The organism is Deltaproteobacteria bacterium (assembly GCA_009929795.1).
In the GTDB taxonomy this organism is placed as follows: domain Bacteria; phylum Desulfobacterota; class Desulfovibrionia; order Desulfovibrionales; family Desulfomicrobiaceae; genus RZZR01.
The window spans coordinates 1-14397 of the sequence record RZZR01000004.1 but is presented as its reverse complement, the minus strand read 5'-3'; the positions used below and the strand labels follow the sequence as shown (position 1 = coordinate 14397).

Annotated in this window: 15 protein-coding genes; 13 read left to right on the top strand and 2 right to left on the bottom strand. The window is 59.9% G+C overall.

The features are described from left to right. Positions 1–3 precede the first annotated feature (3 nt). Both EOM25_01015 and EOM25_01010 read right to left on the bottom strand, forming a co-directional pair. On the bottom strand, positions 4–1524 hold the full coding sequence (locus tag EOM25_01015; protein ID NCC23768.1) for a peptidase M23: 1521 nt from the start codon (positions 1522–1524) through the stop codon (positions 4–6). A 225-nt stretch (positions 1525–1749) separates the two neighbouring features. Continuing rightward, positions 1750–2187, bottom strand: a complete 438-nt coding sequence (locus EOM25_01010; protein NCC23767.1) for a hypothetical protein — start codon at positions 2185–2187, stop codon at positions 1750–1752. Positions 2188–2835: 648 nt separating this feature from the next. On the opposite strand from EOM25_01010, the gene EOM25_01005 reads away from it, so the two are divergent. The 13 genes from EOM25_01005 to EOM25_00945 all read left to right on the top strand — a co-directional run. Further along, entirely contained in the window at positions 2836–3327 is a 492-nt protein-coding gene (locus tag EOM25_01005) for a hypothetical protein (GenBank protein ID NCC23766.1), read from the top strand. 139 nt (positions 3328–3466) lie between these two features. Then, positions 3467–4591 carry a branched-chain amino acid ABC transporter substrate-binding protein gene (locus EOM25_01000; GenBank protein NCC23765.1) on the top strand — a complete coding sequence of 375 codons (1125 nt, stop codon included), beginning with the start codon at positions 3467–3469 and terminating at the stop codon, positions 4589–4591. A gap of 129 nt (positions 4592–4720) precedes the next feature. Continuing rightward, the gene (locus EOM25_00995) at positions 4721–5623 is read left to right on the top strand and encodes a branched-chain amino acid ABC transporter permease LivH (GenBank protein ID NCC23764.1); all 903 of its coding nucleotides are present in this window, start codon (positions 4721–4723) and stop codon (positions 5621–5623) included. Positions 5624–5689: 66 nt separating this feature from the next. Beyond that, positions 5690–6910: a branched-chain amino acid ABC transporter permease gene (locus tag EOM25_00990; GenBank protein NCC23763.1), complete on the top strand. Its 1221-nt coding sequence runs from the start codon at positions 5690–5692 to the stop codon at positions 6908–6910. A gap of 45 nt (positions 6911–6955) precedes the next feature. Next, on the top strand, positions 6956–7753 hold the full coding sequence (locus EOM25_00985) for an ABC transporter ATP-binding protein (protein NCC23762.1): 798 nt from the start codon (positions 6956–6958) through the stop codon (positions 7751–7753). After that, entirely contained in the window at positions 7746–8453 is a 708-nt protein-coding gene (locus EOM25_00980) for an ABC transporter ATP-binding protein (GenBank protein ID NCC23761.1), read from the top strand. The genes EOM25_00985 and EOM25_00980 overlap by 8 nt, the downstream gene beginning before the upstream one ends. Before the next feature lie 73 nt (positions 8454–8526). Continuing rightward, a complete protein-coding gene (guaB, locus tag EOM25_00975) occupies positions 8527–9993 on the top strand; it encodes an IMP dehydrogenase (protein ID NCC23760.1) in 1467 nt (488 codons plus the stop codon). A gap of 37 nt (positions 9994–10030) precedes the next feature. After that, positions 10031–11578, top strand: a complete 1548-nt coding sequence (locus EOM25_00970) for a glutamine-hydrolyzing GMP synthase (GenBank protein NCC23759.1) — start codon at positions 10031–10033, stop codon at positions 11576–11578. A 58-nt stretch (positions 11579–11636) separates the two neighbouring features. Beyond that, positions 11637–11939: a twin-arginine translocase subunit TatB gene (gene tatB / locus EOM25_00965; GenBank protein NCC23758.1), complete on the top strand. Its 303-nt coding sequence runs from the start codon at positions 11637–11639 to the stop codon at positions 11937–11939. Beyond that, the gene (gene tatC / locus EOM25_00960; GenBank protein NCC23757.1) at positions 11936–12826 is read left to right on the top strand and encodes a twin-arginine translocase subunit TatC; all 891 of its coding nucleotides are present in this window, start codon (positions 11936–11938) and stop codon (positions 12824–12826) included. The genes tatB and tatC overlap by 4 nt, the downstream gene beginning before the upstream one ends. 7 nt (positions 12827–12833) lie before the next feature. Then, complete coding sequence (hisB, locus tag EOM25_00955; GenBank protein NCC23756.1) at positions 12834–13418, top strand: imidazoleglycerol-phosphate dehydratase HisB; 585 nt, start codon at positions 12834–12836, stop codon at positions 13416–13418. Next, on the top strand, positions 13415–14053 hold the full coding sequence (locus EOM25_00950) for a hypothetical protein (protein ID NCC23755.1): 639 nt from the start codon (positions 13415–13417) through the stop codon (positions 14051–14053). Before hisB ends, EOM25_00950 begins: the two co-directional genes overlap by 4 nt. Beyond that, on the top strand, positions 14050–14397 hold a 348-nt coding region (locus tag EOM25_00945; protein NCC23754.1), incomplete at its 3' end, for a 1-(5-phosphoribosyl)-5-((5-phosphoribosylamino)methylideneamino)imidazole-4-carboxamide isomerase. The genes EOM25_00950 and EOM25_00945, both read left to right, overlap by 4 nt.

Genomic DNA, 14397 nt, shown 5'->3' with positions numbered 1-14397 from the left:
GGGTCAGGATCCGGACCCGGACCTTGGCCGGTCCGTGGTCGCGGCCAGATCTTGAGAGTCCTCGACGTTGATCAGGGCCAGGAGGCGTTCCCGCTCCATTTGGAAGGCGGCCATGTGCTCGGCAGGGACCGGATTGGCCGGAGGTGACTTGATTGTCAGCGGATTCACGTATTCGCCGTTTTTCTTGACCCGAAAGTCCAGATGTGGACCGGTGGCGTAGCCTGTGGTCCCGACGTAGCCGATGACCTGACCCTGCTTGACCCGGGAGCCCGGGTTCGTCCCTGAAGCGAATTTAGACATGTGGTTGTAGATGGACTCGTACCCGTTGGAGTGTCGGACCTTGACGTAACGGCCAGCGGCGTTGTCGTAGCTTCGGGCCGAGATCACCCCGTCACCCACGGTCATGATTGGCGTGCCCGTGGGGGCTGCGTAGTCGATGCCGTGATGGGGCCGCCAAGTTTTCAGAATCGGGTGAAATCGGCTGTTGGTATAGCCCGACGAGATGCGGGTGAAGGACAATGGCGCCTTAAGGAATGCCTTGCGCATGGAGCGGCCGTTTTCGTCGTAGTAGTCGGCCCGACCGGCCCGGTCCTCGAAGCGAAAGGCCTGGAAAGTTTTTCCCTGGTTGGTGAAGGTGGCCGCCAGGATGGGGCCGTAGCCCGAAAATTCCCCTTCCCGGAACCGCTCCTGCACCACAAGGCGGAAACCGTCCCCTTCCCTGATGTCCCGGACGAAATCGATGTCCCATCCAAAGATGTCGGCCAGTCTGATGGCCAGTTCGGGTTTTTCTCCCAATTTGTCCACAGCCCCGAACAGGCTGGAGGTGATGGTCCCCGCCACGGATCTGATCGACAGGTCGTAGGCGATGGCCTGGCGTTCAACGCCTTGCAGGCCGGAGGAACCGAAATTCATGACAAGCTGTTCCGAAGAGTCGATCTCGTAGATGAATTCGGAGATGAGATCGTCCAAAAGGGTGATGGTATAGGGCTGGCCAACCCTGAACCGGGTGACTGGAAAGACCTCGGCGCAACGGGCGGCCGTGGAGTGAATATCGGCAACATTAAGGTAGGGGTTCAGAATGTCCGATAGGGTCTGGCCTGGATGGACGGTTTCTGAAATTGTCGTGGTCTCCGGACCCGAGACAACCGGGTGCTGGGGTTCGAGAGGGGTCTGGGTCAGAATTTCCTGTCTAGCCGGCGGGGGGATCGGAGGTACGGCGGCCACGGCCGTTTCCTGGGTCGGGTCTGTGGTCAGAAGTGCCACGGCCAGGGCCGTGAAGGCCAAGATCAAGGCAGCGACGGTCAGAGGCATGACCAGACGGGCGGTCAGGGGCCGAAATCGGGGCAGGTCGAAGGCCGACCAGGAAAGCCGGGGTACGGACCAGGGCCGGGGCCGCCAGGTCGGAAGTGAGGGCCGGACCTTCCCCAGACCGTTGATCAGTCGTTTCAGGTTCGGAATGAACGGAGCTCGAGAACGACTGCGGTAACGGTTCTTCCGTGGCTTGGGGTTCACGTGAAGGTGCATGGGCGGTGTTCGTTCCCCGGGTGTTGTTAAGGTTTCGTCTTGCGGTCAGATGGTTTGATTTCCTGACAGGTATCAGGGGCCGATGTCAACCCGAAAACGGGCCGCCCTCGAAGCGAGGGTGGCTTCGAGGGTTGGGTCCAACTCGTGGAAAAAGCAAGGGAGGCGCAATCCACTGGCCCTTGTCCGGTCGTTTCCGTTTCGGTGGTCGATCAACGTCCGGTTCCTCTATTGTGTCCGCTTCAGGCGGTGGATTCCGGCAACCATGTTCTTGTCCGTCGGGCTGGTGCCGTCGGACAGATAGGTTATTTCCAGGTCGGCCGGTCCGAGGATTCGGCCGAAAGCGTATCCAGCCTCAAAGTCGGCCAGGCTGATTGCCGAGCCATCGGCGCTGATCACACCGACAAAGGGCTCGTCGTGTTTTTGGCCGTCGACCTTGCGGACGGTGATTTTGCGGCCCATGATCAATCGGCCTTCCTGACGCTCGATGACATAGGTCATGCCCGGGCTTTCCTCGACAAAGACGGTCTTGTCTCCATGGTGGACCATGCTGCTCCTGGTTCCCTCCCATGTACCGGTCAGGTCCGGGATATCGTCGGCCATGGCCGGCAGAGATAGGGTCAAAGTCAGAACAAGGACGGTCAGGATGGTCAGGCAATGTTTCATGGCGGGTTCTCCTTGCTTGGAGTTGGATGGTTCGGCCCAACGGGCATGGGCCTTTCTTCCACGATCCGGCTTTCAGGGCAAGGGGCTTGTGGGGTTTTGAAGATGTGGTGCGGAGGTTCGGAATCGAGGAAAGGCTCGTCTTCGGACAATTATTTGACATCACGGCCACGGTTGGCGATGCGTTACGGTGTTGACCGCCATGCTTCGTGGAAATATGCACATCTGACGAGAAGTCAGATCGGTCCACCAATTATAGAAAGATTGATGGCATTTTGTGCACACAAGCTTTTTTCCCAGTCTGATATGCATGAAAAGGCGGGTCGACGAGATTCGATTTCCGCATGCATCTCTGCCGGTTCGTTTCCTTGGCCGTCGGCTATGATTATACCCGGACCGGGTAGCCTGCTAAAGATGTTATGGACTGGGCTAGGATGGTGGCGACGGATAAATTGGTGAAGACGTCCAGAATTCGCTTTCCAATCAAATTGGACGATTGGGTGTTCATGCCCAATCGTTTGCACGGAATCATCGTAATTCCTCAAGGGGACGATCGTCCGGTCGCTCCTGCCAAAATGGGAATACTGGACAAATCCAGACCGAGACCGTGTTTTTAGGCAAGGAATTCAATCACGAACAGCGGGAGAAGTCATGGGTAGACAGATGCAGCAGCGGTTGACCCGTGTAGTCACGGAACGAGCCGAGCGGGCCAGGGTCTTGACTTTGGGGGAGATAAAAAATCTTGCCTCCGACCTGAAGAACCTCGAGAAGGCTCTGACGGCCAAAAAGGCGGAGCCGGGGGTGGCCCTGCTGGACATCGTGCAGGCCGCCCTGGAGATCCAGCGTTCGGCGAGCATGGTCTTCGAGGGGCAGGATCTTTTGCGGGAGATCGAGCAGGGCGCGGCCGAGGCTCTGAATGTCGAGTATCTCGAAAGCCGGGGGGCTCAGCTTTTGAAGGAACCCAAAGGCTGGCATTGGATTTCACCGAAGGGGGTGATGCATTTCCTGGCCCCGGCCGGATCCGAGGACGAAGCGGCTGACGACTTAAAAGGTCTGATCTCCAAAAAACGTCCGGGAAGGAAATCTGTCTCATCCGATGCGAAGACCGGACCGGATCGGGATTTGACAGCCCAAAAGGCTTGATGATACCTAACGTCGCTTATTCTAAAGCGGTATCGAGCCCGGTCCGGTTTCTTTCGCCCGGTCCTTCGCGTCGAAGGTTCGGTTCTATCGGGGCGGGCATGGTTTCTCAAACTTTTTTCAATTTCTTCGGGAGGGTTCCATGAAAAGTTCGTTGCGTGCCTTGCTGGGCAGGTTCGTCCTGGCCGCCTTCTGCCTCGGGTGTCTGGCCGGTCCGGCTTTGGCCCAGGACACGATTATCCTTGGCGTTGCCGGAGCCCACAGCGGTGACCTGGCCTCCTATGGCCTGCCGACCCTGAATGCCGCCAAGCTTGTGGCCGACAAGTACAATGCTCAGGGTGGTGTGCTGGGCAAGAAAATCGTGGTCGTGGCCCAGGACGATCAGTGCAAGCCCGAGATGGCCACCAACGCGGCCACCAAGCTGGTCTCCGACAAGGCCGACGTCATCCTTGGCCACATTTGCAGCGGGGCAACCAAGGCGGCCATGGGCATCTACCGCGACGCCAAGAAGGTCTGCATGTCCCCCTCGGCCACTAATCCGCCCCTCACCCAGAGTGGCGAGTACCCGAACTTTTTCCGGACCATCGCCCCTGACAATGACCAGGCCAAGGTCGCCGTTGACTTCATTATTGACAAACTCGGGGCCAAGAAGATCGCCATCATCCATGACAAAGGTGACTACGGCAAGGGATTCGCCACCTTTGTCCAGGACTATCTGACCGGTAAGGGCGAAGTCGTTCTTTTTGAAGGCGTGACCCCCGGGGCCGTCGACTACTCGGCCGTAGTCCAAAAGGTCGGCCGGTCCAAGCCAGACTGCGTGGTCTTTGGCGGCTACCATCCCGAGGCCTCCAAGATCGTCGGCACCATGCGCAAGAAGAACATGGACACCCCGTTCCTGTCCGACGACGGCGTCAAGGATGACACCTTCATCAAGGTGGCCGGTCCGGATGCCGAGGGCGTGTACGCCACCGGTCCCAAGGACATTTCGAGCAATCCCCTGTACAAAGTGGCCCGCGACGAGCATCAGGCCGCCTTCGGGTCCGAGCCGGGCGCCTTTTTCGACCAGGCCTACACTGCGGCCCTGGCCCTGCTGAACGCCATCGAGAAGTCCGGCGGTACCGACTATGACAAGCTGGTCACGGCCCTGCGCACCGAGTACGTCGACACCCCCATCGGCAAGATCAAGTTCGACGACAAGGGCGACGCCGAAGGGGCCGGTTTCTCGGTCTATCAGGTCCAGAATGGGGTCTACAAGGAACTCAACTAGTTCCGGGACGGAGTCCGCAACCGTCCTCATCTCCGTCACGATCCGCAGGGACAGGCCCATGGCCTGTCCCTGCCATTTTGACCGCGGCCTTGGCCCGCGGATTCACGCTCAAGCCCACGGCGATCGACAATGGACTATTTCTGGGAACTTTTCTTCGGCGGTCTGACCAGGGGAGCCATCTACGCGCTCATCGCTCTGGGCTACACCATGGTCTACGGCATCATCGAACTGATCAATTTCGCTCACGGCGAGATCTACATGATCGGAGCCTTCACGGCTCTGATCGTGGCCGGGGTCCTGTCCATGATGGGCTTCAGCGGGATATCGATCCTGGTCCTGGCCTCACTGGTGGCGGTCATCTATTCCATGTCCTACGGCTTCACCCTGGAAAAGATCGCCTACCGGCCCCTGCGGCATGCCCCGAGGCTGTCCCCCCTGATCAGCGCCATCGGCATGTCCATTTTCCTGCAGAACTACGTCCTGCTGGCCCAGACCTCCGACTTCCTGCCCTTTCCTCGGCTGATCCCCAAGTTCGAGTTCATGAAGCCCTACTACAGCACCATGGCCGAATCGGATCTGCTCATCATCCTGGTGGCGGCGGTGGCCATGATTCTTCTGACCATGCTCATCAAGTTCACCAAGATGGGCAAGGCCATGCGGGCCACGGCCCAGAACCGGAAGATGGCCATGCTCGTGGGGGTCAACGTGGACCGCATCATCTCAACGACCTTCATCATCGGTTCGGCCCTGGCCGCTTTGGGGGGGGTGCTCATCGCCTCGCACATCGGGCAGATCAATTTCTACATCGGATTCATCGCCGGCATCAAAGCCTTTACCGCGGCCGTGCTCGGCGGGATCGGATCCATTCCCGGGGCGGTTCTGGGCAGTCTGGTCCTGGGCTGGACCGAGAGCTTCGGAACCGGGTACATCTCAAGCGACTATGAGGATGTCTTCGCCTTTTCACTGCTGGTCCTGATCCTCATTTTCAGGCCGGCGGGCATCCTGGGGCGCTCGACCACCCAGAAGGTCTGACGGCTTGGCCCGGCGGGCTTTTTGCCGGGCCGACGATCACGAACAGCGAAGCAAGGTGACTATCGCATGAACGGTCTCAAGAAATCCCTTCTCGTCTCCATCTGGTTCATGTTTCTGACCTTTCCGATAATGGTCATTCGGGTGAACACGGTCAACAAGACCATCGAGTGGCGATGGGAAAACGTCCTTTGGATCGGCCTGGGGAGCTTTGTCCTGTCCTTTGTCTGGCGGTACCTCATGGAGCGCCGGAATCGAGGCGGGTCCTCGGACGGGGACCAGGGGGGCAAAGTCCAGACGATGATCAGGCAGATCATGACCCAGCCAAGATTTTTCCTGCCGGCCGGGGCATTTCTTCTGGCCGCGGCCGCGGTCTTTCCGCTGATCACGTCAACCTATCAGGTGAACATCATGATCACGGCCCTCATCTACGTCATGCTGGGCCTGGGACTGAACATCGTGGTCGGGCTGGCCGGGCTGCTCGATCTGGGCTATGTGGCCTTCTACGCCGTGGGGGCCTATACCTACGCCCTGCTGAACTACCACTTCGGACTCGGATTCTGGTTGGTTCTGCCCCTGGGCGGAGCTCTGGGGGCCCTGTTCGGCATCTTGCTGGGCTTTCCGGTCCTCAGGCTGCGGGGGGATTACCTGGCCATCGTCACCCTGGGCTTCGGCGAGATCATCCGCCTGATCCTTGAAAACTGGAACGAGTTCTCCCAGGGCCCGAGCGGCATCGCCAACATAAGCCGCCCGGGCTTCTTCGGCATGGAGATGGGCGTGACTCAGGCCTCAGTCTACATCTATTATCTGATGATCGCCATGGTCATCGTGACCATCTTCGTGGTCAACCGCCTGCAGGACTCGCGGATCGGCCGGGCCTGGATGGCCTTGCGCGAGGACGAGATCGCCTGTCAGGCCATGGGCATCGACAAGATGAAGACCAAGCTGATGGCTTTTTCCCTGGGGGCGACCTGGGCGGGCTTTGCCGGGGTCATCTTCGCCGCCAAGACGACGTTCATCAATCCGGCCAGCTTCACCTTTCTGGAATCGGCTATTATCCTCTCAATCGTCGTTCTGGGCGGCATGGGATCCATCCTCGGTGTTATCCTGGCGGCATTCATCATGATCCTGCTTCCGGAATATCTGCGGGCTTTTTCCGAATATCGGATGCTCATTTTTGGAGCAGCCATGGTCCTGATGATGGTCTTTCGACCCCAGGGCCTCATTTCCACCCCGAAACGACACTACACCTACAAGGGCCAGGCCAAAGAGACCGGCGCCAAGGCCTAGGTCCGTCGAGGACAGAGACGAAAGCGAACAAGGACAGACACGGACATGAATACTGCAACGACCATGCTGGACGTCCAGGGTCTGGCCATGGACTTTGGAGGCCTTCGGGCCCTGGACGGGGTTTCCCTCCGGGTCGACCGTGGGGAGATCGTGGCCCTGATCGGGCCCAACGGAGCCGGCAAGACTACCTTCTTTAACTGCATCACGGGCATCTATGTCCCGACGGATGGGGACATCTTTATCCGGTCGCGCAAGGGAGACAGAAAACGGATCAACGGGATGAAACCAAATCTGGTCACTGCCCAGGGCATGGCCAGAACCTTCCAAAACATCCGGTTGTTCCCAAACATGACGGTCCTGGAGAACGTCATGATCGGCCGTCACTCCCGGACCAGAAGCGGGATTCTCGGTGCGGTCCTCCGGGGCCCTACGACGATGCGCGAGGAACAGGCCACGGTGGACGCCAGCTATCATCTCCTGGAAAAGGTCGGCCTGGAGCGCTTCGTGAACGAGACGGCCTGCAATCTTCCCTATGGGGCTCAGCGCCGTCTTGAGATAGCTCGGGCCATGGCCACGGACCCATTCCTTCTTCTGCTGGACGAGCCGGCCGCGGGCATGAACCCGCAGGAGACGGCCAGCCTGAATGTTCTGATCCGAAAGATCAGGGACGAAGAGGACATCTCCATCCTGCTCATTGAACACGACATGAAGGTGGTTATGAGCCTGTCGGACCGAGTCTATGTCATGGAGTACGGACAGGGCATCGCCGTCGGCACCCCGCAGGAGATCGCCAAGGATCCACGGGTGATCAAGGCCTATCTGGGGGAGGACGCCGATGCTTGAGGTCAAATCCATCGACACCTTCTACGGCAACATCCAGGCCCTTGAAGACGTGTCCATCAGCGTCGAGCAAGGCGAGATCATCACCCTGATCGGTGCCAACGGGGCCGGCAAGACCACGACCCTCATGTCCATCTGCGGGGTGGTTCCTCCACGGTCCGGCGATATCGTCTTTGAAGGCCGCTCCCTGACGGGAAAGACGGCTGACGCCATCGTGGCCATGGGGGTTTCCCAGGTTCCCGAGGGCAGGCTCATTTTTCCCTACCTGACGGTCATGGAGAACCTCGACATGGGAGCCTATCTGCGTCGAGACAAGATCGGCATCAAGCAGGATCTGGACATGGTTTTTGGCCTCTTCCCCATCCTGGCCAAACGGAGACACCAGGCCGGGGGGACGCTCAGCGGCGGGGAACAGCAGATGCTGGCCATATCCAGGGCGTTGATGGCCAGGCCGAGGCTCCTCCTCTTGGACGAACCGTCCCTTGGACTGGCTCCGCTGGTCATCAGGCAGATTTTTGAAATCATCTCCCAATTGAACACCGAACATGGCACTACGATCTTCCTCGTGGAGCAGAACGCCAACCAGGCCCTGAAGGTAGCCCACAGGGGATATGTCATGGAGAACGGCCGGGTGACCATGGTCGACACGGCCCAAAATCTCCTGGCCAACGAGGACGTCAAGAAGGCCTACCTCGGACTCTAAGAATTCAACGGATCGGAGCTCCACCCGTTTTTTCGGGGCCTGACTCCGGATCCGTCAACTCAGGAGCAATTTCATGGACAAGATTGTTGGCACGGGTTTGACCTTCGATGACGTTCTTCTCCTTCCCAGGTACTCCGAGGTCCTGCCGGACCAAGTCAACATCTCCACCTTGGTCACGCCCGAGATTTCTCTGAACGTGCCCCTGTTGAGCGCGGCCATGGATACGGTGACCGAGTCTAGAATGGCCATCTATCTGGCCCGGGCCGGGGGCATAGGGGTCATCCACAAGAATATGTCCATCGAGCGGCAGCGTCTGGAGGTGGAAAAGGTCAAGAAGTCCGAGAGCGGGATGATCATCGACCCCATCGTGGTCGCTCCGGGGGACACGGTGGGCAAGGTTCTCGAACTCATGGAGGGTTACCGCATCTCCGGTCTGCCGGTGGTGGAAAGCGATCTCCTCGTGGGCATCGTCACCAACCGGGACGTCCGGTTCGTGACGGATCCCTCGATCAAGGTCAGCGAGGTCATGACCAGCGAACACCTGGTGACCGTGCCGGTGGGCATCGGCCAGGAAGAGGCTAAGCGTCTTCTGCACGAAAACAGGATCGAAAAGTTGCTCGTGGTCGACGACGCGGGCAAGCTCAAGGGCCTTTTGACCATCAAAGACATCGAGAAGGTCCGCAAGTACCCAAACGCCTGCAAGGACGGCCACGGACGGCTCAGAGTCGGGGCGGCCGTGGGAGTCGGCGGTGACCGGGACGAGCGGGTGGCGGCCCTGTTGTCGGCCGGGGTGGATTTGATCGTCCTTGACTCCGCCCATGGCCATTCCCGAAATATTATCCGTTCGGCGGAGGCCATCAAGTCGGCCTTTCCGCAATGTCAGCTGGTTGCCGGAAACGTGGCCACTGCCGACGGGGCCGAGGCTCTGATCAAGGCCGGGGTGGATGGGGTCAAGGTCGGCATCGGGCCAGGCTCCATCTGCACGACCCGGGTGGTGGCCGGAGTGGGAGTGCCCCAGCTCACGGCCATCATGGAGTCGGCCAAGGTCTGCCGCCGCTTCGGTCGGACCCTCATCGCCGACGGAGGTGTCAAGTTCTCCGGTGATGTGGTCAAGGCCCTGGCCGCCGGGGCCAATTCGGTCATGATGGGCAGCATGCTGGCCGGAACGGATGAGAGTCCGGGAGAGACCATCCTCTACCAGGGCCGGACCTACAAGATTTATCGGGGCATGGGTTCCATCGACGCCATGAGGGCCGGTAGCGGTGACCGCTATTTCCAGGACAAGACCGAGAGCCACAAGCTGGTGCCCGAGGGTATTGTCGGACGGGTACCCTACAAGGGCCCGGTCATGGATACTCTGGATCAGATCCTTGGAGGCCTCCGTTCGGGCATGGGCTACTTGGGCTGCCCGACATTGGCTGATCTCCAGGAACACGCCCAGTTCGTGCGCATTTCCCCGGCCGGACTCCGGGAAAGCCATGTCCATGACGTCATCATCACCAAGGAAGCCCCCAACTACAGGGTTGAAGGCAACAATTAGAAGCGCGGACCGGATCCGGGCGAGGAGTGAAAAAGGCATGCAGGTTCAGGAACGGGTGATCATTCTCGATTTCGGGTCGCAGTACACGCAACTCATCGCCCGCAGGGTGCGGGAGGCCGGGATCTATTCCGAAATCCATCCCTGCACCATCTCCACGGCCGAACTCAAGGCACTGGATCCCAAGGCCCTTATTCTTTCGGGCGGGCCGTCCAGCGTCACGGCCACGACTTCGCCGAGTCTAGATCGGGAAATCCTGAATTGGGGAGTTCCGGTCCTAGGCATCTGCTACGGCATGCAGCTTCTGGCCCATCTCCTGGGAGGGCAGGTTTCTCCGGCCCATAATCGTGAGTACGGTCGGTCGGAACTGACTCTGGCCGGGGACTCGCCCTTGTGGCAGGGCCTGGACCGAGGTAAGGCGTTGCAGGTTTGGATGTCCCACGGAGACAAGGTCCTGTCGCCGCCTCCGGGATTCACAGTCACGGCCAGGACCGAGACAGTGGATGTGGCGGCCATGTCCGATCCGTCCAGGAAGCTCCATGCCCTGCAGTTTCACCCCGAGGTGGCCCATACCGAGGATGGCAACGAGATTCTCCGTAATTTCCTCTTTCATGTGGCCGGGCTGCGTTCGACCTGGTCCATGTCCTCCTTTGTCGAGGGCGTCCTTCGGGACGTTCCGGCCCTGATCGGGGAGTCCAGGGTGGTTTGCGGCCTGAGCGGCGGCATCGACTCCACGGTGGTGTCCGTGCTCCTGCATCGGGCCATTGGCTCAAGGCTCCACTGCATCTTCGTGGACAACGGTCTTTTGCGGATGAACGAGGCCGAGGAAGTGGCCGGGTACCTCCGGGAGCACTTCGACCTGAACCTGAAGTTGGTTCAGGCTCAGGATCTCTTCCTCGATCGTCTGGAAGGTGTCGAAGACCCGGAGGAAAAGCGCAAGATCATCGGCCGAACCTTCATCGAGGTCTTCGAGGCCGAGGCCAAGGCCATCGAAAACGTGGAGTTTCTGGCCCAGGGAACCCTGTACCCGGACGTCATCGAGAGCGTGTCCTTCAAGGGCCCTTCGGCGGTGATCAAAAGCCACCACAACGTGGGCGGGCTGCCGGAAAAGATGGCTCTGCGTCTGGTGGAGCCCCTGCGGGAGCTCTTCAAGGACGAGGTCCGCAAGGTGGCCCAGGAACTTGGCCTGCCGGACTACATCGTCTGGAGGCATCCCTTTCCGGGGCCGGGGCTGGCCATCCGAATCGTCGGCGAGGTGACCCGGGAGCGGCTTGAGATTCTTCGTCAGGCCGATCGGATCGTCCACCACGAGCTCATGGCATCGGGCTGGTACTACAAGGTCTGGCAGGGATTCGCCGTGCTTTTGCCTTTGAAGACCGTGGGGGTCATGGGCGACGAGCGGACCTACGAGCATGTGGTGGCCCTGCGGATCGTTGACAGTGTGGATGCCATGACCGCAGACTGGAGCCGGGTCCCGTCCGAAGTCCTGGCCAGAATTTCGAACCGGATCATCAACGAGGTCAAGGGCGTTAATCGGGTGGTTCTGGACATTTCCTCCAAGCCGCCGAGTACCATCGAGTGGGAATGATCCCTGATCCTTTCGGCCCGGAACACCCTTCAACCAGAGACAACAACGAGCGTACGACATGTTTGGCATCGGCACCACCGAACTGATGATCATCCTGCTGGTGGCTCTCATCGTCATCGGCCCGAAAAAACTTCCGGAAATCGCCAAAACCCTGGGTAAAGCCATGGGCGAGTTCCGTCGCATGAGCAACGACGTCAAAAGGACCATCGAGCACGAGGTGGCCCAAGAAGAGAAGAAACAGACCACGGCCCAGGCGGCCAAGATCGAGGCCAAGGCCGACAAGGAGCCCGAGACCAGCGCTGAATCACCCGCTGCATCGACGGTCGAGAAACAGGAAGAGACCAAGGACGGTTCAAAATGAGCACGGACCAGGAGCAGGCCAAGGCCCCTGAATCCGAAGATTCCCAGGAGGCCATGCCCTTTACGGCCCATCTGGAGGAACTTCGGAACAGGATTGTCCGCTGCCTGATCGCCTCCTTTGTTGGTTTTCTGGCCTGCTACGGATTCGCCAAGGAACTCTTCGACATACTCATGCGGCCCCTGGTGGCGGTCATGCCCCCGGACAGCGCCCTGATCTACACCGGCCTGCCCGAAGGCTTCTTCACCTACATCAAGGTGGCCTTTCTGGCCGGTATCTTTCTGGCCAGTCCCTACATCTTCTTCCAATTGTGGCGATTCATCGCCCCGGGCCTCTACTCGGAGGAGCGCCGCTACCTGGTGCCGGTGGCTTTTTTCTCGGCCCTGTTTTTCGTGTCCGGGGCCATGTTCGGCTATTTCGTGGTTTTTCCCTTCGGGTTCGAGTTTTTTATGGGCTTTGCCACGGACATGATCCGGCCCATGCCCTCCCTGAAGGAATATTTCAGTTTTTCGGTCAAGCTCCTGTTCGCCTTCGGTCTCGTTTTCGAGCTGCCCCTGTTCATTTTTTTCCTGGCCCGAATGGGCATGGTCACCTCGGCCGGGCTGCGCAAGAAGCAGAAGTACGCCATTCTGGTATCCTTCATCGTTTCGGCCATCCTGACCCCGCCGGATATGGTTTCCCAGGTGTTCATGGCGGGTCCCTTGATCATTCTCTACGAGGCCAGTATCTGGGTGGCCTATTATCTGGGCAAGGAGCGGATCGAGCGCAGAAAAAAACAGGCCGAGGAGCGGGCGGCGGCCAAGCTCGCGGCCAGGGAAGCCAAGGCGGCGGCCAAGGCTGCCAAGGTAGCGGCCAAGAAGTCTAAGAAATCTCCTGAAAAGAAGACATAGGTACCCCATGCGCACGCACACCCTGGAGCGGAAGACCAAGGAAACGGACATCAGCCTGCATCTGGAACTGGACGGGGACGGGCAGAACTCCATCCGGACCGGTTTCGGTCTGGCCGACCACATGCTCGACCTCATGGCTTATTGGGCCGGGTTCAACCTCCGCCTGAATTGTTCCGGCGATCTGCATGTGGACGCCCACCACACCCTCGAAGACGTGGGTCTCTCCCTGGGGACGGCCTTGAAGGAGGCCCTGGGCGACCGCAAGGGCATCGGCCGGGTCGGCTGGGCCCGGGTGCCCATGGACGAGGCCCTGGTCGAGGCCACGGTGGACCTGTCAGGAAGGCCGTATCTGGTCTATCGGGAGGATTGCCTGCCGGAGGTGATCGCTGGCGAGGAAAAGGACGTCTGGCGGGAGTTCTTCAAGGCTTTGACGACCACGGCGGGCATGAACGTCCATCTGGATTTTCGATACGGCATGAACGGACATCATCTGCTCGAGTCGTCCTTCAAGGGCCTAGGCTTGGCCCTGCGCCAGGCCGTTGCCAGGGTCGAGCGTGGTGTCTTCAGCACAAAGGGCGTCCTCCAGGCATGAACAGAATCCTTTTCCTCCTGCCCTTGGTGGTCGTGTTGCTGTTGGGAGCCTGCGCTACGAGGCCGGAACCAGGGTTCAAGGTTCCCCAGGGAATGATCCTGGCTGTGGCCCCGTTCACTCAGCCCCGTCACATGGGCCAGCTCCTGGCCGGGTATGTTCCCGAGGATCAGCCTCTGGTCGGGCCCACGGTCCTGACCGATCTCGACGCGGATTTGGAGAGTCTCCTTCTGGCCCGACTGGGACGAAACTTTCTGGGTACGACCCTAACCCGCCAATGTGTGGAGATCGTGGACAGGGATATCAGTTCATCCCGGGTTTCGGCCTTGGATTATTGGTTGCAGGTCGGCCGCTGTTTGTCGGCGGACTATATGCTCGTACCCCAACTCTTCGAATGGGGGGAGCGCGCGGGTGGACAATGGGGTTCGGCCGAACCGGCCAAGGTCGTGCTGGACATGTTCCTGATCGGCATGGCCGACGAATCGGTCCGGCGTTTTCATTTCGACGAGGCCCAGATCGCCCTGAGCCAGAACATTCTGGAGGCCCCGACCTTTGTCCGCCGAGGCGGCAAATGGCTGACGGCCAGGGAGTTGGCCGGCGAGGGCATCCATAGGGGGCTGGAGGATCTGGGGCTGTGATCATCTTTCCGGCGGTGGACATTAAGGGTGGCCAATGCGTTCGCCTCAGGCAGGGGGTCAAAGATCAGGTCACGGTGTTTTCGAGCGATCCTGTGGCCATGGCCAGACACTGGGTCGATTTGGGGGCCGAGTGGCTCCATGTCATCGACCTCGATGGGGCCTTTGACGGCCAGCCGGTGAACGCCTCCCTCGTGGGCAGGATCTGCGCCGGGACCGGAGTCCCGGTCCAGCTCGGAGGCGGTATTCGGGATCTGGAGACGGCCCGGGCCTACATGGACAGCGGGGTGGAACGGCTGATCATCGGGACCCTGGCCCTGCAGGACAGGGATGCCTTCGCAGGCCTC

What these genes read in the sequence shown, in the direction of transcription:
- EOM25_01015 (NCC23768.1), bottom strand. Translation starts at nt 1,524, where the DNA reads ATGCACCTTCACGTGAACCCCAAGCCACGGAAGAACCGTTACCGCAGT.
- EOM25_01010 (NCC23767.1), bottom strand. Translation starts at nt 2,187, where the DNA reads ATGAAACATTGCCTGACCATCCTGACCGTCCTTGTTCTGACTTTGACC.
- EOM25_01005 (NCC23766.1), top strand. Translation starts at nt 2,836, where the DNA reads ATGGGTAGACAGATGCAGCAGCGGTTGACCCGTGTAGTCACGGAACGA.
- EOM25_01000 (NCC23765.1), top strand. Translation starts at nt 3,467, where the DNA reads ATGAAAAGTTCGTTGCGTGCCTTGCTGGGCAGGTTCGTCCTGGCCGCC.
- EOM25_00995 (NCC23764.1), top strand. Translation starts at nt 4,721, where the DNA reads ATGGACTATTTCTGGGAACTTTTCTTCGGCGGTCTGACCAGGGGAGCC.
- EOM25_00990 (NCC23763.1), top strand. Translation starts at nt 5,690, where the DNA reads ATGAACGGTCTCAAGAAATCCCTTCTCGTCTCCATCTGGTTCATGTTT.
- EOM25_00985 (NCC23762.1), top strand. Translation starts at nt 6,956, where the DNA reads ATGAATACTGCAACGACCATGCTGGACGTCCAGGGTCTGGCCATGGAC.
- EOM25_00980 (NCC23761.1), top strand. Translation starts at nt 7,746, where the DNA reads ATGCTTGAGGTCAAATCCATCGACACCTTCTACGGCAACATCCAGGCC.
- guaB (NCC23760.1), top strand. Translation starts at nt 8,527, where the DNA reads ATGGACAAGATTGTTGGCACGGGTTTGACCTTCGATGACGTTCTTCTC.
- EOM25_00970 (NCC23759.1), top strand. Translation starts at nt 10,031, where the DNA reads ATGCAGGTTCAGGAACGGGTGATCATTCTCGATTTCGGGTCGCAGTAC.
- tatB (NCC23758.1), top strand. Translation starts at nt 11,637, where the DNA reads ATGTTTGGCATCGGCACCACCGAACTGATGATCATCCTGCTGGTGGCT.
- tatC (NCC23757.1), top strand. Translation starts at nt 11,936, where the DNA reads ATGAGCACGGACCAGGAGCAGGCCAAGGCCCCTGAATCCGAAGATTCC.
- hisB (NCC23756.1), top strand. Translation starts at nt 12,834, where the DNA reads ATGCGCACGCACACCCTGGAGCGGAAGACCAAGGAAACGGACATCAGC.
- EOM25_00950 (NCC23755.1), top strand. Translation starts at nt 13,415, where the DNA reads ATGAACAGAATCCTTTTCCTCCTGCCCTTGGTGGTCGTGTTGCTGTTG.